This window comes from Anabaena azotica FACHB-119, from assembly GCF_014697625.1.
GTDB classification, from domain to species: Bacteria; Cyanobacteriota; Cyanobacteriia; order Cyanobacteriales; family Nostocaceae; genus Trichormus; species Trichormus azoticus_A.
In genome coordinates this window covers 39,209-58,217 of the sequence record NZ_JACJSG010000006.1, presented here as the reverse complement: position 1 = coordinate 58,217, position 19,009 = coordinate 39,209, and the positions used below count along the sequence as shown (strand labels likewise).

General features: G+C 43.2%; 15 protein-coding genes. 5 read left to right on the top strand and 10 right to left on the bottom strand.

Translation table 11 applies throughout. The features are described from left to right. Window positions 1–717: 717 nt before the first annotated feature. Both H6G83_RS05700 and H6G83_RS05695 read right to left on the bottom strand, forming a co-directional pair. Window positions 718–1,332, bottom strand: a complete 615-nt coding sequence (locus tag H6G83_RS05700) for a class I SAM-dependent methyltransferase (protein WP_190468294.1) — start codon at window positions 1,330–1,332, stop codon at window positions 718–720. Window positions 1,333–1,521: 189 nt separating this feature from the next. Beyond that, window positions 1,522–1,929 carry a universal stress protein gene (locus tag H6G83_RS05695; protein ID WP_190468291.1) on the bottom strand — a complete coding sequence of 136 codons (408 nt, stop codon included), beginning with the start codon at window positions 1,927–1,929 and terminating at the stop codon, window positions 1,522–1,524. Window positions 1,930–2,016: 87 nt separating this feature from the next. Here H6G83_RS05695 and H6G83_RS05690 point away from each other — a divergent pair, with 87 nt between their 5' ends. The 3 genes from H6G83_RS05690 to H6G83_RS05680 all read left to right on the top strand — a co-directional run bounded on the left by H6G83_RS05690 (window position 2,017) and on the right by H6G83_RS05680 (window position 4,982). After that, window positions 2,017–3,219 carry a phosphoglycerate kinase gene (locus H6G83_RS05690; protein WP_190468289.1) on the top strand — a complete coding sequence of 401 codons (1,203 nt, stop codon included), beginning with the start codon at window positions 2,017–2,019 and terminating at the stop codon, window positions 3,217–3,219. Window positions 3,220–3,308: 89 nt separating this feature from the next. After that, entirely contained in the window at window positions 3,309–3,926 is a 618-nt protein-coding gene (locus tag H6G83_RS05685) for an NUDIX hydrolase (RefSeq protein ID WP_190468286.1), read from the top strand. A gap of 150 nt (window positions 3,927–4,076) precedes the next feature. Continuing rightward, complete coding sequence (locus tag H6G83_RS05680) at window positions 4,077–4,982, top strand: amino acid ABC transporter substrate-binding protein (RefSeq protein ID WP_190468283.1); 906 nt, start codon at window positions 4,077–4,079, stop codon at window positions 4,980–4,982. 157 nt (window positions 4,983–5,139) lie between these two features. Here the strand turns inward: H6G83_RS05680 and H6G83_RS05675 are convergent, their stop codons facing one another. The 3 genes from H6G83_RS05675 to treZ all read right to left on the bottom strand — a co-directional run bounded on the left by H6G83_RS05675 (window position 5,140) and on the right by treZ (window position 11,439). After that, window positions 5,140–6,639, bottom strand: a complete 1,500-nt coding sequence (locus tag H6G83_RS05675) for a trehalase family glycosidase (protein ID WP_190468281.1) — start codon at window positions 6,637–6,639, stop codon at window positions 5,140–5,142. Window positions 6,640–6,754: 115 nt separating this feature from the next. Then, entirely contained in the window at window positions 6,755–9,511 is a 2,757-nt protein-coding gene (gene treY, locus H6G83_RS05670) for a malto-oligosyltrehalose synthase (protein ID WP_190468276.1), read from the bottom strand. A 110-nt stretch (window positions 9,512–9,621) separates the two neighbouring features. Continuing rightward, window positions 9,622–11,439, bottom strand: a complete 1,818-nt coding sequence (gene treZ / locus H6G83_RS05665) for a malto-oligosyltrehalose trehalohydrolase (protein WP_190468273.1) — start codon at window positions 11,437–11,439, stop codon at window positions 9,622–9,624. Between the two features lie 360 nt (window positions 11,440–11,799). Between treZ and H6G83_RS05660 the strand changes: the two genes are divergently transcribed. After that, window positions 11,800–13,728, top strand: a complete 1,929-nt coding sequence (locus H6G83_RS05660; protein ID WP_190468270.1) for an alpha-amylase family glycosyl hydrolase — start codon at window positions 11,800–11,802, stop codon at window positions 13,726–13,728. Between the two features lie 461 nt (window positions 13,729–14,189). Here H6G83_RS05660 and ligA read toward each other — a convergent pair whose 3' ends face one another. The 3 genes from ligA to H6G83_RS05645 form a co-directional block, all read right to left on the bottom strand. Further along, the gene (gene ligA, locus H6G83_RS05655) at window positions 14,190–16,226 is read right to left on the bottom strand and encodes an NAD-dependent DNA ligase LigA (RefSeq protein WP_190468267.1); all 2,037 of its coding nucleotides are present in this window, start codon (window positions 16,224–16,226) and stop codon (window positions 14,190–14,192) included. Then, window positions 16,201–16,338, bottom strand: a complete 138-nt coding sequence (locus tag H6G83_RS05650) for a hypothetical protein (RefSeq protein WP_190468264.1) — start codon at window positions 16,336–16,338, stop codon at window positions 16,201–16,203. Before H6G83_RS05650 ends, ligA begins: the two co-directional genes overlap by 26 nt. Window positions 16,339–17,086: 748 nt before the next feature. After that, window positions 17,087–17,257, bottom strand: coding sequence for a hypothetical protein (locus tag H6G83_RS05645; RefSeq protein WP_190468261.1), 171 nt, complete (start codon window positions 17,255–17,257; stop codon window positions 17,087–17,089). Window positions 17,258–17,523: 266 nt separating this feature from the next. On the opposite strand from H6G83_RS05645, the gene H6G83_RS05640 reads away from it, so the two are divergent. After that, complete coding sequence (locus H6G83_RS05640) at window positions 17,524–17,928, top strand: response regulator (protein ID WP_190468259.1); 405 nt, start codon at window positions 17,524–17,526, stop codon at window positions 17,926–17,928. Window positions 17,929–17,950: 22 nt separating this feature from the next. Here the strand turns inward: H6G83_RS05640 and crcB (H6G83_RS05635) are convergent, their stop codons facing one another. Beyond that, the gene (gene crcB, locus H6G83_RS05635; RefSeq protein ID WP_190468256.1) at window positions 17,951–18,352 is read right to left on the bottom strand and encodes a fluoride efflux transporter CrcB; all 402 of its coding nucleotides are present in this window, start codon (window positions 18,350–18,352) and stop codon (window positions 17,951–17,953) included. Between the two features lie 135 nt (window positions 18,353–18,487). Continuing rightward, entirely contained in the window at window positions 18,488–18,883 is a 396-nt protein-coding gene (gene crcB, locus H6G83_RS05630; RefSeq protein WP_190468253.1) for a fluoride efflux transporter CrcB, read from the bottom strand. Between the last annotated feature and the right edge of the window lie 126 nt (window positions 18,884–19,009).

Below are 19,009 nucleotides of genomic sequence, written 5' to 3'. Positions count from 1 at the left end.
AGATGAAAACAAAACTTAAAAATTACTGAAGCTATTACTCTAATAAATATGACTGCAATACCAAATATTTTTATTGAGTTTATCCTTACAAATAGAGGGCTGAGGTAAAAAATATCTAACCAAGGGAAGTAAAGTTTATTTGCAGGGAATTCCCAAGTCATCTATTGAATGCTAAATTAATAATTGAAGCTAAAGAAAAAGCTTCCCTGGCAGATGTAACAGCTAGTGTGTAAAACAAGAGAAAGAGGTAAAAACGCTGTTTAATTTCATGTCTGTCTCGTTTACAACCGACAACACCCAACGCGAAAGTTGATATTTCCTCAAATATCCTAAGTAAGGGGGCGCTGTAACATATTTCTATTGCTTAATTGTAGTAGTAATTGATGTTTACATCCCTGGAAAGAATCTAAAGAGGGGAGGAAATCAAAACAACTAGTAGATGTTTGGGTGTTGTTGTGTTTACTCATATCTTGCACCACTCTGTTATTGCGAAAATCGCAGCCCGAAACCCATATGATTTCGTAGGGTGGGCATTGCCCACCACTAGCTTATTGAGAAGGTGCAAGATGTCAGTTTATAGCAGGACTTACGCAATTGACACTTGGGGTAGGGTGCGTCAGATGAGGAAAATCCTTTAATGTGTACGAAATTATTGGGACTGACGCACCCTACAGTTAGTTTGATTATGACGCTGGCGTAAGTCCTATATAGGAATTTTTAGCTTGGTTTAGCAAAAATGGTCAGCAAAACAGTACCTAATAAATAATAATGATTCACAGATAATAGTCCAGCAGATGCACCCAGAACTTCCCGTTGGTTGGGACTATAGAATTTAACTGTCTGAGAAGAAATTGATAATATTGGTGATTCTACTTCTCGGCTAAAAATAAAATCAACCAAATAGAAGCGTCCCCCAGGAGCAAGTACCCGTGACACTTCATTTAACACCTGCTGCGGTTCACCATAATGTAAAAAACTGATGGTGTTAAAAACTGCGTCAAACTGACCATTGCCAAAAGGAAGAGACTCGGCTTTACCTTCAAGAAAAATTAAACGTGGATGATGGCGATTATTAAGTCTTGCTTGACGCACCATATTGGAAGATAAATCTAATCCTGTACCCCGCAATTGGGGAAACTCAGCAGCAAGGCGTTGTAATAAGCGGCCAGTTCCACAGCCTAAATCAAGTACGTTGGCTGGCTGTGGTAAATCAACATATTCTAGCAACCGTTTATGAATAGCTTGGTAAAAAACCGAGGGAAACAGCCAGTCATAACTGGAGGCCCAACTGTCAAAAATTAGCTTTTTGTTGCGTAAAAAATTATTCATCATAGGACTTACGCAAGTGTCATCATCAAACTAACTGTAAGGTGCGTCAGTCCCAATAATTTCGTACACATTAAAGGATTTTCCTCATCTGACGCACCCTACTATTGTGCCAGTGGCGTAAGTCCTGAATCATAAAAATTTTCTTTAGTTAAAATGGTGCGTCAACGGGATTTAACGCACCTGAATCATAATTTAAGGCACTATCAACACTGGGCAAGGGGAGAGATTAATTACGCGAGTGGTGACGCTATCGGTTGCGCCTTCCTCGGTTAAACCCAATCCTCTGCAACCCATGATGATTAAATCTGCGCCTACTTCATCGGCAACATCGCAAATGGTAAAGGCTGGTTTACCTTGTTTTTCCAGAATTTCCGATGGAATACCTTGCTGCGAAAATAAGGCTTGGGCATCCTTGAGCAGTTTGGCAACGGCTTCTGGAGAAACCATTGGATCAGTCTTCGGCTCGTCTGGGGTAGATTCTTCTACCACAGACAGCAGTATTAAGCGACTACCGTATTTCTGCACGACGTTGGTGACAACATCGGCCGCTTCCCTTGCTTCTCGGCTTTGATCGATGGGAAATAGAACTGTCTTAAACATCGCTGCGCCTCCGTACCCCCGTCTCCGGTAAAATCTGGATGGTTCTACTTTCAAAACAATAACAAAAAGGCAATCAGGAGGGTGGCTGTGTCTAAAAAAACTGTAGCAAGTTTATCTGCTGCTGATATCTCTGGTAAACGCGCTTTAGTACGTGTTGACTTCAACGTGCCTTTAGACGAGCAAGGCAACATCACAGACGATACTCGCATTCGTGCGGCTCTACCCACCATCCAAGATTTAACGCAAAAGGGCGCTAAGGTAATTTTAACCAGCCATTTTGGTCGTCCCAAGGGTGTAGATGAAAAATTGCGTCTCACACCAGTAGCCAAGCGGCTTTCTGAGTTGTTGGGGCAAGAAGTGATCAAAACCGATGACTCAATTGGTGATGAAGTTGCGGCTAAGGTGGCGGCGTTAGAAAATGGTCAAGTTCTGTTACTGGAAAATGTCCGTTTTTATAAAGAAGAAGAGAAAAACGATCCTGAATTTGCCCAAAAATTGGCGGCTAATGCTGATTTTTACGTAAATGATGCTTTCGGTACTGCTCACCGCGCTCACGCTTCTACTGAGGGTGTAACTAAGTTCCTCAGCCCTTCTGTAGCTGGCTACTTGGTGGAAAAGGAATTGCAATACTTGCAAAGTGCAATTGAAAATCCCCAACGTCCTTTGGCTGCTATCATCGGTGGTTCCAAGGTTTCCAGCAAAATCGGTGTGATTGAAACCCTACTGGAGAAGTGCGACAAGCTGATCATTGGTGGGGGGATGATTTTCACTTTCTACAAGGCGCGTGGTTTGAGTGTGGGTAAGTCTCTGGTGGAAGAAGACAAGCTGGAATTGGCGAAGTCTTTGGAAGCTAAGGCTAAGGAACGGGGCGTTAGCTTGCTGTTACCCACTGATGTGGTAGTGGCTGATAACTTTGCGCCTGATGCTAATTCTCAAACTGTGAGCATCGAAAATATCCCTGATGGTTGGATGGGTTTGGATATCGGCCCTGATTCTGTTAAGGTCTTTCAAGAAGCTTTGGCAGATACCAAAACCGTGATTTGGAACGGGCCTATGGGTGTGTTTGAGTTTGATAAGTTTGCTGTGGGTACTGAAGCGATCGCTCGTACTCTAGCAGATTTGAGCAAAACAGGCACAACTACCATCATCGGCGGTGGTGACTCGGTAGCGGCTGTAGAAAAGGTTGGTTTGGCTGATCAAATGAGCCACATTTCTACAGGTGGCGGCGCTAGCTTAGAGTTACTCGAAGGTAAGGTATTACCCGGTATCGCTGCTTTAGATGAGGCGTAGGTAACAGGGGATTAGGGACTGGGGATTAGGGACTGGGTTGTTTTCCCAACCCTTAGCCTCTTTCCACAATCCCTGTATCGCAAAAATATATGCAACCAAAATGGCTGGAGTGGACGCAAAAGTTACAAGCAATTGCCCAAAATGGACTCACCTATTCTGAAAATCCATTTGATATCGAACGCTTTAAACAGGTACGGGCGATCGCCGCAGAAATTATGGCGACATACACAAATGTTGAACATAGTCAAGTTCTAGATTTATTCACTCGTGAACTCGGCTACGCTACGCCCAAGGTTGATGTGCGCGGTGCAGTTTTTCGGGACAACACTATCTTATTAGTCAAAGAACGGTCTGATGGTCTTTGGACTTTACCGGGGGGATGGGCTGATGTTGGTGAGTCACCCAGTGAGGTAGTTGTCAAGGAAGTTTTTGAAGAATCTGGTTATCAGACAAGCGCAACTAAGGTGCTAGCAGTCTATGACAGAGATAGACAAGGACACCCACCATTTCCTTTTTATATTTATAAAATATTTTTTCAATGCGAACTTGTGGGTGGTTCTCCATCAGCAAGTATGGAAACTGAAGAAGTTGGTTTCTTTACTGAAGATGCTTTACCCGAACTCTCTTTAGGACGTGTGACACCAAAACAAATCCAGCGAATTTTTCAACATTATCGCCAGCCAGATTTACCCACGGATTTTGATTAAAGAGATGAGGGAGTAACCCACCCCTAACCCCTCCCTGGAGGGGAACAGAGAGTGGAAGGAGATGAGGAGAACAACTGATAACTGACAACTGATAACTGATAACTGATAACTGACAACTGATAACTGATAACTGATAACTGATAACTGACTATGTATAAAAATTTGGCGATCGCTATTTTCGGTTTGACTTTGACAACGGTTCTACCTAATGCTGCATTTGCGGAAACTGTGATGCAAAAGGTGGCGCGAACAGGGGTGTTAACTGCGGGGACTAGTAGAGATGCTATGCCTTTTGCTTATAGCAATGAGCAAGGACAGTTGATTGGTTATTCTGTTGATATGTTGTCTGTAATTAAGCAACAGTTAGAAAAAGATTTAGGTAAAAAAATACAGTTAAAATTAGTGCCACTATCTCCCGACCAAAGGATTCCTAATATAGTTAATGGAAAGGTTGATATTGTTTGTGACGCTAGTAGTTTTACTTGGGAACGGGATAAAAAGGTTGATTTTTCTGTGAGTTATGGTGCTACTGGTACTCAATTATTAGTTAAAGCTGGTAGTAATCTAGATTCGCCTGAATCTCTCATCGGTAAACGTATAGGAGTTTTGCCACAAACTACTAATGAACTGGCAATTAAGCGGGTACAACCTCAAGCTAAGTTAGTGTATTTGAAAAGTCGCGCGGAAGGGTATAAGGCTTTGCAAGAGGGGAAAATTGATGCTTTTTCATCTGATAGTATTCTGTTAGAGGGTTGGTTGCAAAGGGCGAAGAATCCTGATGATTTTGCAATTGTACCTGCGCGTCCCTATTCACGGGAGGGTATCGCCTGCATGGTTCCTGAGAATAACTCGAAATTTCTTGATTCTGTAAATTATTCTCTGGTGAAGTTCATGCAGGGATTTGTGAATAATGATCAGCGATATGTGACGATTTTTGATCGTTGGTTTGGTGCTAAAGGTGCTGTGTTTCTTAATCAAGATTTACGTGATTTGATGAAGGAAACTATGCAGTTGTTTATCGAATTTCGGGAAGAAATTCCTCAGCGTGAGCTTTAGATACAGCAGTTTCGCTATTCGTAAAATACTGTAGAGATTGACATGTAACGTCTCTACAGTATTTTGGGTTTTAAGCTTGTACCTCATTTACCCAAAATATGCTGTATGATAGATGAATCAGAAAATATTTACTGCCAGCTAATTTTGAGCCTGTCCCCTACTGTAAGGCTAATAGTTCTAGGATGACTCCATTTGTCCAGCCAAAGCCGATTTCGTTGGAACTGTAGCCAAAGCTGATTTCGTCGGAAACTTGCGCCGAACAACGTTCTACATCGTATTTTTCTACGAAGAAACCATATTTGGTAAATTCTTTGATAGCCATGTTGAGGAATCTTTGGGCGATGTCATCTGCTTGGGTATGATATCCATAGCGGTGGAGTCCTTGGACAGCAATTAAGGTGAGTGGGGCCCAGCCAAAAGGCGCATCCCATTGATTTCCGGTAATGTGGGTACTGGTGAGGATACCACCGGGTGCGGCAAATAGGGTAAGATTTTCTACAACTTTTTGGGCTTGTTCTGGGGAAGCTATACCTGTCCACAGAGGGTAGAAGGTGGTGGCAAATTCATAATTACGGCGCTTGTTACTGTAAAAGTGATAGTCTAAGTAAAGCCCTTTTTCTTCATCCCACAGGTATTGGTTGATACGGTCGCGTCGAAGACTGGCGCGATCGCTCCATTGTTGTCCTAGTTCTGCATTCCCTAAAATCTCGTAAATTTGCGCCAGGTCTTGTTCCATTTGATAAAGCAAGCTGTTTAAGCAAACAGGCGCATAATGGATGATATCGATGCTGAAGGGACCGAAGCGGTTGGTGATATCAAAACCAGACTCGCGCATGGTGCGATCGCCTTTATAAAATAAGTCTGTTAGTTCGTCTTTTTCTCGGTCATAATACAGGCTGACATCATAATCATCAATTTCATGGGTTTTGTAATACTCCTTGACTCGTTCGTAATGGCTGCGTCCAGCTTCATCAAGTTCGGAAAATAGAACTTCTGGTGCTGGGCCTTCCCCTAACGCAAAGTAGCGGGATAAGCCTGTGGCGGGGTTGAGATGGGGCGGTACTACCCAGTAGTAGTAAAATTGTTCCAGCAATGGCAAGGTAGATTTGAGCCATGCTTCATCCTGGGTGTGTTGGAATAACGCCAGCACCATCAAACTGAGAACGGGGGGTTGCGATCGCGACAGCATATAGGTACGATTGGCATTGAGGATAGTACCGTAATGCTGTACTTGGTAAAGTAGTTGATCAACTTGGCTTTGGGCTAGTTCCCATTCTTCATCTCGCAACAGTCCTAGTAAGATGAAGTAGCTGTCCCAACCGTACATTTCGTTAAAACGTCCACCGGGGACGACGTAAGGGCCAGGGAGGTATAAGAGTCCTTGTTGGTGGATGGCTTCGGCTTCGCTGGGGAGGGTGCGAATTTCTATCTGCTGCATTTCTTTTGCAGATAGCGATCGCTCTAATACTGACTTGACTGTATTACAGTCTTCTTGGGGGGAGATGTAGACAAGCCAAGGGGTGTTGGGTGGGTGTTCTAGTTTGGTGTCTTGGGCGGACTCTAGTAGGTGTTCGTGGGAACGGGTGAGGGTTTTCCAGGTCTTTTTGATGTAGGTGCGGACGGCGGTTATTGGGGGGCTGCTTAGTTGCTGGGTCATATTTTTTACCTCACGCAAAGGCGCGAAGGCGCTAAGGAAGGAAGGTTTAAAAGGGTTTTTTTAAGCTGTTTTTCTGATTGTGGGGTGGGCATCTTGCCCGCCCCTGTTGTATTAGTTACTCAGAAATTAGTAAGGCTACTGGGAAATGTGACAGGGCTTGAGATATGGGTAAGTTGTCAGTTGTTAAGGTTTGCTGGGTGAGGGGATTGTACCAGGTTTTGGCGGGGAGTTGGAGGTGTGTATCTTGCCATACCTCGCCTATTGGGGGTTGTCCGGGTGGGACTAGGGTGGTGAGGAAGCGGGGGGCGATCGCGATCGCTATTTTCTCTCCTTGTTGTCTGGCGAAGGCTATGATATGGTTGGCTTGGGTTCCGTGGACTGGGATGGGTTTGTATTCGCCGTCTTGGAATAGTGAGAGGTGTTGGTTTCTGGCTTTGAGGGTTTGGTAGGTTAAGAAGAGTTTGATTCTCCCGTCGGTTTTGTTGGTGAGGAGTTCTTGAATTAAGCTGAGGATATCTGTTTTGATTTGTTCTTGGATGCTGCTGAGGTATCCACGGCGGGATTCAAAATCTACAGGACGGCGGTTATCGGGGTCAACTAAGCTTAATTCCCAAAGTTCGGTTCCTTGGTAGAAGTCGGGGACACCTGGTGCAGCAATTTTGAGTAAAGTTTGGGAAAGGGAGTTATATATCCCGTATTCGGCGATTTTTTGTTGGAAGGGGCGGAAGGTTTCTAAGAATTGCTTGGAGATGTTGGGGTCAAGCACTTTTTGAATGAAGGAAGTACAAGCTTCTTCATATTCGTTATCAGGACGCAGCCATGCTGTATGCACTTTTGCTTCGCGAATGGATTTAATTAAGTATTCTTGCACTCTCTGGACGAAAGCGGCTTGTTCATGTTCCGCAAAGGGAAATGCACCGACTAAGGTTTGATAGAGGAAATATTCATCGTTGCGGTCAACTAAGCCACGATGTGCTTGATTAAGTTCACTCCAGTTATTTACCTGCTGTTCCCACTCCTGGGGAATTTCTGACAACACATTTAACCTAGCTCTCACATCTTCGCCACGCTTGGTATCATGGGTAGCTGTGGCGTTCATGGTGTGAGGCCATTTGGTTTGGTGTTGTTGGTTGAAGTGATGGAATTGATCAATAGTAATGCCAAAATGACTAGGATTTCCGCCGACTTCATTGAGTGATATGAGGCGGTTGTAGACGTATAAGGTAGTGTCTTCTACACCTTTAGCCATGAGAGGGCCTGTGTATTGCTGCATCCTTAAGACAAAATATATCCATTGTTCCCGTTCAGTTTGGGTGAGAGAATCATCAAATTCTAACAGCAGAACTTTTTCTAAGAATTTCATCTCATACTGTAACAAAGGTACTTGTTTTTTCGCCGTATTAATTACTGTTTGAATGCAGGTTTTATCAGTGTCGGAAATACCATCGGGTGTGATGTAAGTCCGGTAGATGGGGAAGAGGGTGATAACTTCGGCGATCGCTCTCTTTAATCCATTCAGTGTAAAGTCGTTAGCATAGCGGTATTTGCTGGAAATATTCTTCAGCAAGTTTGCTAAATTATCCACATCGCCTGCTAAGTTCTTTTCTATGATTAGGCGTTTTTTCTCTCTTACCAGCGAGGCATAATCAACACGCGCACCGATAAATGAATGGTATATCTTATCAAACGCTGCTTGATTTTTAGTTTGACAAAATACACCATTGACATAATTCAAGAAATCATATCCAGACGTACCTTGTATATGCCAATCTGGCAAATATTCTGTTAATTCGAGAATTTTCTCCACAGTAATGTAAACATCACCCATTTTTTCTTGCAGTCTTTCTAAATACTGTGTTGGGTGATAAAGTCCATCAATGTGGTCAATTCTTAAACCTGTGAAAACTCCCGCTTCTACTAACTCGTGAATTAAACTATGGGTGTTGTTAAATACGCGCAACTCCTCAACCTTAACAGAAATCAATTCATTAACCGTAAAGAAGCGGCGATAGTTCATCTCTTCCGCCCCAACCTTCCAAAAAGCGAGGCGATAGAATTGGTCGTTGAGTAAGTCATCTAAAAGGTTAAAACTTTCAGAATTACCAGACTCGCCATTAAAGGTTTTCAGATTCTCCTCAATAAAATCATGGATATGCTCATTATTATTGTAGAGTTCCCAAATCAAACCCTTAATAAAAGCGATTTGGTCTTGACGCTGTTTACCAGTCACTTCCGAAGGCACACTTTTGAGAATGTAGAGAATACCTAAGAGTTTAATAAAATCAGGATGATTCCTTCCCAACGTGCGCGTAAGTTTCCCTAAATTATAAGAGATAAACTTAGTATAAGACTCCAACCGCAACGGCAATTTGAGACTGTAATAATTCACAGTCAACCCATTTTGCTCATATTGTAGTTGAATATCACCCTTCTCCAAAGCCTCACCATAAAAATCACCCAACAAAGGCGCAAGAATCCGCTCTTGACTATTAGCAAAAGGCGAGTTCCAACATAAATCAAAATAGTCGGTATAGCTAGAATCAGGTCCGTGTTCCAACACATCCATTAAATAGAGATTCTCACTACTATAAGCCATGTGATTCGGCACAATATCTTGTAACCAACCTAAACCAAGAGATTGTACCTCAGCCACCAAAGCCTGAAAATTCTCACGAGTACCTAACTGTGGATTTAACTGTGAAGCATCCACCACATCATAACCATGTGTACTCCCAGTTCTCGCTTTAAAAATCGGCGAAGCGTATAAATCAGAAATACCTAAATCTGCTAAATAAGATGCGATCGCTCTAGCATCATCAAACCCAAACTGGGGTGTAAACTGAATCCTATAAGTTGCTTTTGGTATCCGCATAATTAGGGGTGTAGGGGTGTAAGGGTGTAGGGGTGTAAGGGAAGAAATCTCTCCCTCCTCAAAAAACTCTCCGCGAACCTCTGCGTTCCTCTGCGTTTAAAAACATCTTCTCAAACCTCATACAAAACTAAACTCAAAGGCTGCAAAACAACCTCGTCACCCGCAGATAACAACTCCGCAGCATCACAACCAGAGTCCAACAACTTCCGCGCTTCCTGCTGAATAGGTAAACTCACCGCCACAGGCGCAGAATTAAAACTCATCGCCAATATCACCTGACTCGACTCACACCAACGCCGCACTACCACAACCTTCTTCTCCTCATCACTACTAGCCTCAATACTGTCACGTTCAAAATTCAACAACGCCGGATGAGTCTTGCGTAAAGCAATTAACTGACGATACCAATTCCACAATTCCTGATGCTGTCCTTGGTGACGTAATTCCCAATTCAGCTTACACTTGAGAAAGGTTTCCGCAGCTTCGGGATCTGGTGGATCTTCCGCATAGTGAAACGGCTTAAACTCTTCCTTCCGTCCAGCACGTACCGCCTGAATTAAATCGGGGTCTGAATGACTGACAAAATAGATAAAAGGTGCAGTTTCACCGTATTCTTCACCCATAAACAACAACGGTAAATAAGGCGATAACAAAACCGCACCAGCCGCTAATTTCAACCCAGCAAAAGAAATTCGCTCACCTAAGCGTTCCCCCTTCATTTGATTACCGATTTGGTCGTGATTTTGGATACATACCGAAAACTGCGACAAGGGGCGATCGCGGCAAGATATGCCATGAAATCGGTTACGATGGGGAGCATACCGCCAATCGTAGACAAAGGTATCTTGGTAAGCTTTCGCTAAATCTGCACAGTTACCGAAATCTTGATAATAACCCAAGCGATCGCCTGTTAACAGTGCGTGCAATGCGTGGTGAAAATCATCACTCCACTGTGCATCAATTCCATAACCACCCAATTCCGGTGGACGCACAACTTGCGGGTTATTCATGTCACTTTCCGCAATTAAATGGCGTTTCCATGTCCCCCCTTGCGAGAAGTTATGCACATTTTCCGCCAATTCCCATAAAAAATGCTTTGCACCTAAATCATAAATTGCTTGCACCGCATCCAAACGCAACGCATCTATATGAAACTCTCCCAACCAATAAAGCGCATTTTCAATAAAATAATTCCTCACCCCTTGACTATAGGCATCATCGAAATTCATCGCATTGCCCCAAGGTGTCTTATATCTTTTAGTAAAATAGGGCGCAAACTGACCCATATAATTCCCTTCCGGGCCGAAGTGGTTATAAACCACATCCAACACCACAGCAATACCATTGTCATGGCAAGCATTGACAAATTGCTTTAAATCTGCTGGTGTACCGTAAGAATTTTGCACTGCATAAGGATAAACGCCATCATATCCCCAATTGCGATATGCTAAATCTGGCTGGATATGATCATCGCCGGGAAATTGTGCGATCGGCATAATTTCAATCGCGTTAATTCCTAACTCCCGCAATTCAGGTAAACGGGGAATGATAGCTGTAAAAGTTCCTTCAGGTGTGAACGTCCCGACATGGAGTTCGTAAAAAATCATCGACTCCAAAGGAATACCAGTCCACTCGGTATCCGTCCAGGCGAATTGATGATCCACAACTTGCGAAGCCCCATGCACACCTTCCGGTTGAAACTGGGAAGCCGGGTCAGCAAAGGCTTCATGGTCATTTACTTGATATTTATAAAGCGTCCCTGGATATACATCATTTACCTTAACTTGCCAATATCCCTCTGTCAGAGGTTTAAGGGGAATTATCTGTTTCTCTGGCTTGAGAATTTGCACCGCCAAGCTTTCTAATGTGGGAGACCAAACAGTAAACTCACATTCTCCGTTACCCAAATAATGAGCGCCAATTCTCACGTACTATCCTCCCATTAAATAATTTTTCCTCTAATGAATGTCATCAATTACACACATTTATCAAAACCTCCAGATAGAATCATGGTGTTTATCCTAGATAATTTACTAGCGCCAAAAGGCATATTTATTAATAACTAAAAGTAGTATTCATAATGAATTGATACTCCTCATCTATTGGCAAAATGACACATCTAGCTGCAAAACGGTTTTGCAGCAACGTTTACACATAACTAACCTCAAGATAGATGTTCAGAAAAAAAAATTAAACAGATAATGCCTATTGTTTACAGAAATACGGCAGAACAAAATTTGTTCCTCCGTCTATACATACTTGATATCGCATAAAAATTGCATTTGATTATGGTACAAACACCGCCATCACTTTTTTCCGAAGAACAATATAAAGTTGACAATGCTAATGCCGAGGTACAAGCGTTAATAGAAACGCCCTCAACAGAAACAGAAATTGACTTAGAATTTCTCTATACCAGAGACATCGAATTTCGCCAAGAAACAATTTACTTTCTTGTCGTAGACCGCTTTTTTGATGGCGACCCTGAAAATAGCGAAGGCTATAATCCCGAACTATATGACCCCAATGGAGAAGATTGGGGTAAGTATTGGGGCGGAGATTTACAAGGTGTCATCGAGAAATTAGACTATTTAAAAGATATGGGAGTTACCGCAATTTGGTTAACTCCTTTATTTGAACAAGTCGAGGAATTATTTGTTGGTAACGCCGCCATGCACGGCTATTGGACAAAGGATTTTAAACGCCTAAATCCTCGCTATATTGGGAAGGATGAAGACCCTTCATTAAACAACACTCAAGAAACAAGAAATACAACATTTGACCGCTTAATTGAAGAGTTACATAAGCGGAAAATGAAGTTAATTCTAGATATTGTTTGTAACCATAGCAGCCCTGACACCAGTGGTAGCAAAGGCGAGTTGTATGATGATGGTGTAAAAATTGCCGACTTCAATGATGATGTCAATCATTGGTATCATCATTATGGTGAAGTGCAAGATTGGGAAGATGACTGGCAAGTGCAGAACTGTGAACTTTGCGGCTTGGCAACTTTTAACGAAAATAATAGTGAATACCGGGAATATATCAAGTCTGCAATGAAGCAATGGCTAGACCGGGGTGTAGATGCACTGCGGGTAGATACAGTCAAACATATGCCGATTTGGTTCTGGCAAGAGTTTACTGGTGATATGTATAATCACAAACCAGATGTGTTTATATTTGGTGAGTGGATTTACAGTCATCCCAGTGACGATCGCTCGGTAGAATTTGCCAACAATTCCGGTATGACAATGTTGGATTTTGGTCTGTGTGTCGCCATTCGCGCCGCCCTTGCCCAAGGTGCAGAAGGAGGATTCCATCTCATCCAAGAGATATTCGACCAAGATAATCGCTACAACGGGGCTACGGAGTTAATCACCTTTATAGATAACCATGATATGCCCCGCTTCCAATCGCTGAACCCTGATCCAGCGATGTTGAAAGTAGCGATCGCCCTCATTATGACATCACGGGGCATCCCCTGCATCTACTACGGCACAGAACAATATCTGCACGACGATACCAACGGCGGTAATGACCCCTATAATCGTCCCATGATGAAGAATTGGGATAAAGATAGTGAGGTTTACCGTTATATCAGATTACTATCTGGTGTGCGACGGTTAAATCCCTCTGTATCGATGGGTAGCCAATGGCAAAAATACCTCACACCTGATGTTTACTGCTACGTCCGGCGCTATCGTTCCTCTGTGTGCTTTGTCGCCCTCAACCGGGGTGGAGATGTCACCATTCCCGAAGTACAAACAGACTTACCAGACGGTGAACATACTTGTGCGCTAACTCGCAACAAATTCGAGGTAGTAGATGGGAAGATTCATAACTTGCAACTTCCAGAACGGGGCGTAGTTGTGATCAGCCATGTAGGTGAACGGGTAAAAGCGCAAACCATTATCCGCGCCCAACTTAATGGTGTGCATACTCAACCAGGTGAAACCATCGTCGTTGTTGGTAACTGTCCAGAGTTGGGTAACTGGGATATTAGCAAAGCCTATCCCCTGGAGTACATCAATTCTAATACTTGGTTTGGCGAGATTCCTTTCAACGAAAGCGCCGGCAAACTGATTAGTTATAAGTATGCCCTATGGCGGGAAGGACAATCTCCCTTGCGAGAAAATGTGATGAATCGTCGTTGGGTAGTGGCGAAAGAAGGTACAGTTAAGTGGCGTGATACCTGGGCTTCGGGTAGAGAATCTTAAAGTCCTCATGATACACTAGATACCCAATTTTTTTAGAAATTGGGTATTGTTTAATACTACGATGACTTACGCACCAAGGTTATCTGTTGAGACAGGGTGTAGGGGGGTAAGGGTGTAAGGGTGTAAGGGTTTTAAAGATTTACACCCCTATACCCGAATGGCACTAAGAAAAGGTGAAACTCTCGCGCTCGTCTGGGTGTAGGGGGGTAGGGGTGTAGGGGTTAGAAGAAAAACAGTATCTATCAAGCATTTTGGTTTAATTATTAATTCTTGAGTGTGCAGAACCCCTACACCCTTACACCCTTACACCCTAAAAGCCAGCCATATTAAGGGTTTGCGCTTAACAAGCGTGCCATTCCCCTATACCCCTATACCCCTACACCCTTGCCCAAACCCTTGATTTTTCGTTTTTATGCGTAAGTCCTAGTTAAGTTGCTCAACCAATAATTGGAAAACAGTCCCTACTCTCCCTGTAAAAGGTCTAATAACTGCGCTTCGGTTAACTGGGCAACTCCTAATGCTTGCGCCTTTTCTAATTTAGAACCCGCATCTTCACCAACAACTAAATAATCTGTTTTCTTACTAACTGAATCAGTTACTTTCCCGCCAGCTTTTTGAATTAAAGCTTTAGCTTCATCGCGTTTTAATGTGGGTAAAGTACCTGTGATCACAAATGTTTTACCTACCAACTTGAGGTTAGCATGATTAACGTCTGTTATTTCTGCGGTGTTGGCAAATTTTAACCCTGCGCCTTGCAAGCGTTTAATTAAAGTTTGATTGGCATCAATTTGAAACCATTGATAAACAGACTGAGCAATTTCTGCCCCGATGCCATAAATTCCGGCAATTTCTGACTGTTTGGCGGTGGATAATTGCTCGACTGTGCGATATTTCTCGGTTAATAATTGGGCGTTAACGCTGCCTATATGACGGATGCCTAAACCATATAATACCCTTGACCAAGGCTGGTTTTTTGATTGAGCGATCGCTTCAATTAATTTCTCGGCCGATTTTTTCCCCATCCTTTCCAATGCAAATAATTGCTCTGTTGTCAAGTCGTATAAATCAGCGACGGAATGCACCAAGCCTTTATCTACGAGTTGATGCACCAATTTTTCGCCCACACCCTTGACATCCAAAGCATCACGACTCACCCAATGTTCGATGGAACCTTTGAGAATAGCTTGACAGGAAGCATTCACACAGCGAGTTACAGCTTCCCCCGTTTCCCGCACCACAGGCTGTCCGCACACGGGACAATGACTAGGCATAATAAAAGGTTGAGTATCAGCCGGGCGGAGTTCCTTAAGTACCCTGACAACTTCGGGAATAATTTCCCCAGCCTTGCGGACAATGACGGTGTCACCGATGCGGATGTCTAATTGGGCGATGCGATCGCTATTATGTAAGGTAGCCCTAGATACAGTCGTCCCCGCCAACTGCACCGGACGCATTTCCGCCAACGGAGTTAAAGCCCCCGTCCTTCCCACATTCACCGCAATATTTTCCACACGGGTGGGTGCTTCCTCGGCGGGATACTTCAACGCCACCGCCCACCGGGGGAACTTCTGGGTAAAACCTAACTGTTCTTGTAGCTTAAAGGAATTGAGCTTGACCACTACACCATCGGTCATGTAGGGTAAATTTAATCTTTCCGTATCCCAATATTTATAATAATCGGCAACATCTGCTAAAGATGCACATAGCTTATGGTTAGGGTTGACCCGAAAACCCATTTTCTGCAATAATTCCAAAGCTTCCCATTGGGTGTTAGCAATACTTGCGTCATCCATACCGGGAATATGCAGCGTGTAGGCGAAAAAGTCTAACCGCCGCTTGGCGACAATGCGCGAGTCTAACTGCCTCAGTGTACCAGCCGCCGCATTCCGGGGATTAGCAAATAACTGTTCCCCAGCCTTTTGTCTTTCTTCGTTAATTTGTTTAAATACATCCAGAGGTAAGAAAGCCTCACCCCTAACTTCCACCTTCTCGATGGTTTCGATACCATCAAAATTCAAGCGTAAGGGAATAGAACGAATTGTCCGCACATTTTGAGTGATATCTTCACCCATCACCCCATCGCCCCTAGTCGCACCCCTAACTAAAATACCATCTTGATAAGTGAGTGCGATCGCTGAACCATCAATTTTCAGTTCCGCCACATACTCAGCCTCAGTCTTAGCAACTTGTCGCCGCCAACGCTGATCCCAATTTTGCAACTCCTCCACATTAAACGCATTCTCCAAGCTATACAGGGGGATGTTGTGGCGCACAGAATGAAACTGTGTAGCTGGCCTTTCCCCCACACGCTGCGTTGGACTATCAGGCGTAATTAATTCTGGGTACTCAGTTTCCAGTTGTTGCAGTTCCCGATACAATTGGTCATAGACTGCATCCTCCATCATCGGAGCATCCAAGACATAATAAGCATAGCTAGCTTGTTGCAACAACTGACGCAGTTCCTCTGCACGTTTAATTTCCGGCTGAATTTGTACCATGAGACTTTTGCCAAATACCTAGTGTATAGAATTGCCAGACGATAATAGCTGCTAATAGCCAGCTTTTGATCGCCAACCCTAGACTAATAGTCACTGGGTGCAGTTTTTCCATTACAACTTACGCATGAAAACGAAAAATCAACTGTGGGAGAGCCGCACCTGTGACTGCACTCACCGCCCAAGCGAATAGTTCCCCTACACCCTGTCTGAACCAACAATCTTGGTGCGTAAGTCCTGTAAATTAGAAACATCTACATTTCTAGGTTACTTAGTTTAATCTCAAAATTCCAAGTAATATATAGGATTCATACTTAATTGTTGAAAAATACGCAGTTGCTTGTCTAGGCTAAAATGACGTGAGTTCGATGAACCTCTCCCTCCCAACCTCCCTCTCCTAAAAGGCGTTCGCGTAGCGTCTCCGTCAGGAGAGGGAGGAGAAACAAAAAAATCACCGTCTTACTCCCCTCTCCTCGTAGGAGAGGGGTTGGGGGTGAGGTCAAAACAATGCTTGTCGAACTCACGTTAAAATGTGGCAATAGATTTGCAAAAATTGAACGCAGATAAACGCAGATGAACGCAGATGAATTAATTTAACGTGAAATGGGCGGTTAGAAACAGCATCTACACAGACAAAACCTGCACTTATTGAGCTTCAGTGACCACCTCCGCAGGTTAAAAAACCTAAATTTTTTGAATTTCTTAGGACTTACGCAACTGGCATATTTTTTCTGTAGGGTGTGTGAGGAGCGATAATATTTGAACGTAGTAATGAGAGTTGTAGCGTCACGCACCAACCACCAATTGTGACACTTGCGTAAGTCCTGTTTCTCAATCAACCCGCCCCTACTAACTGATAACTGTTAAAAACGGATAAGTCCAAAGTAAGCAGTTGCCGCAGCCAGGATAATTGTAATAACTCCCAAGGCAATACCTAGACTAAATTCTACAGCAGTTTCTTGATTTAGCTCGTCTTTACTTTTATGTTGAGTGGTGGATTCAGTATTTTGAGTAGGAGGATTTTCAGTTTTCATAATTCTTCTAGTTGAAACTCATTATTACTAAGTTCGCTCCAACTCTCAGAAATTACATCTAGCTACTGGTCTACTAAAAAAGGTATATTAAAAGTAAGTAGATTAGTTGTAAGTTTATAACTTTTAACTCTTTTAAACAGGGAAAGATTTTGAATTAATTTTTAGATGTTATGCCACTCCTTGAGAGTAAGAGCGTCATCACAGTTAAAGCAAAATTGCATATTCTACATGGATATTCCTCAAACACAAATGAAAGACTATTTGTTATGCAGTCTCCTCTCGCACTTGCTGGCTTAAGTATTCTCTTAGTTGAGGATGATGAAGATTGCCGCATATATTTTACTACAGTGTTGGAAGCAGATGGAGCTACTGTTGTACCCGTTTCATCAGCAGCAGCAGCCTTAAAAGTATTGCCTCAATTGCAACCCGATGTTTTAATTAGTGATATAGGTATGCCTGGGGAAGATGGCTACACCTTGATTCGTAAAGTCCGGGCGCTCACACCAGATCATGGCGGAAGAGTTTTAGCGATCGCCTTAACAGCCTTCGGCGATCGCGAAAGTTGCCTTCACGCGCTAGAATCGGGTTTTCAGACTCACGTATCTAAACCAGTTGATCCAGAAGAACTAGTGGAAATTGTCGCTAATTTGGTTGCTGGTTGTAATTGGTAGTAGAGGCTTGGCTAAATTGTTTCTATTGTCCGCCAAACTTACCCAAAGTCACCCCCAACTGCACAGCCAACATCCCAAATATCATACTAGCTAACCAATAAATTAAACCGCCTGTAATATGCCCCTGATCTATTTGAGTAAAAGTCTCCAATGCGTAAGTAGAAAAAGTTGTATATGCACCACAGAAACCAGTGGCGATCGCTAACCGAATTTCCGGGGAAAGACTCCTGAACTTTTGCTCGTTTAAGGTGTAGAACAAAGCAATAATAAAACAGCCAGTGACATTAATAAAAAACGTTCCATAGTAGGAAAACTCTTTCCCAATCATCGTTTTGGTAAATTCTGTGATATAATAACGCCCTAAAGCACCGGGAATCGCACCCAAAGCGATCGCCATAACAGTGCGAATAAAAATATTTTGCATGATAGTTTCCCTAATCATTAAGTCACAGCCAGCAATTTCCCCTCCTGTCACCCTCCGGGTTCGCCAGTTCCCAGGGCGCGGGAAACCCGCCTACAGGACTGGACTCACCTGTCCCCTGTCACCTGTCCCCTACAATCAAACAATTAGCTCTGCTAAATAACAACCTAATATAGTACCAACCACTGCTAAAGTTGCACTACCAGCCCAATAAAAAATCGTGGCTACCCGCTTATCATTCCGCCACAGAGTCAAGGTATCGTATCCATAAGTAGAAAAGGTTGTATAAGAACCCAAAAAGCCAGTTCTGACGAGCAAATCTATTTCCGGTGGAAATCCTTTAATTCCCTGAAATAAGGTGAAGAAAAAGCCCATGAGTAAACAGCCTGTGAAATTGATGATCAAAGTGCCATAAGGAAAGTTTGTTCCCATAGCTGTTTTACATAATTCAGTCAAATAATAGCGACTCAACGCCCCAGGAACTGCACCGATAGCGATCGCAATTACAGGTAACAAAGCAGCATCTTGCACCAATTCACAGACTCCTCAGCTCATCACATCCGCATCATACCAGTTCAAAATTCAAAATTTGTAAGGCGCTGCACTGCCCACCATATTTGTATTTTGAAGCATCGAAACGTCCGTTGTTGATGATATTTG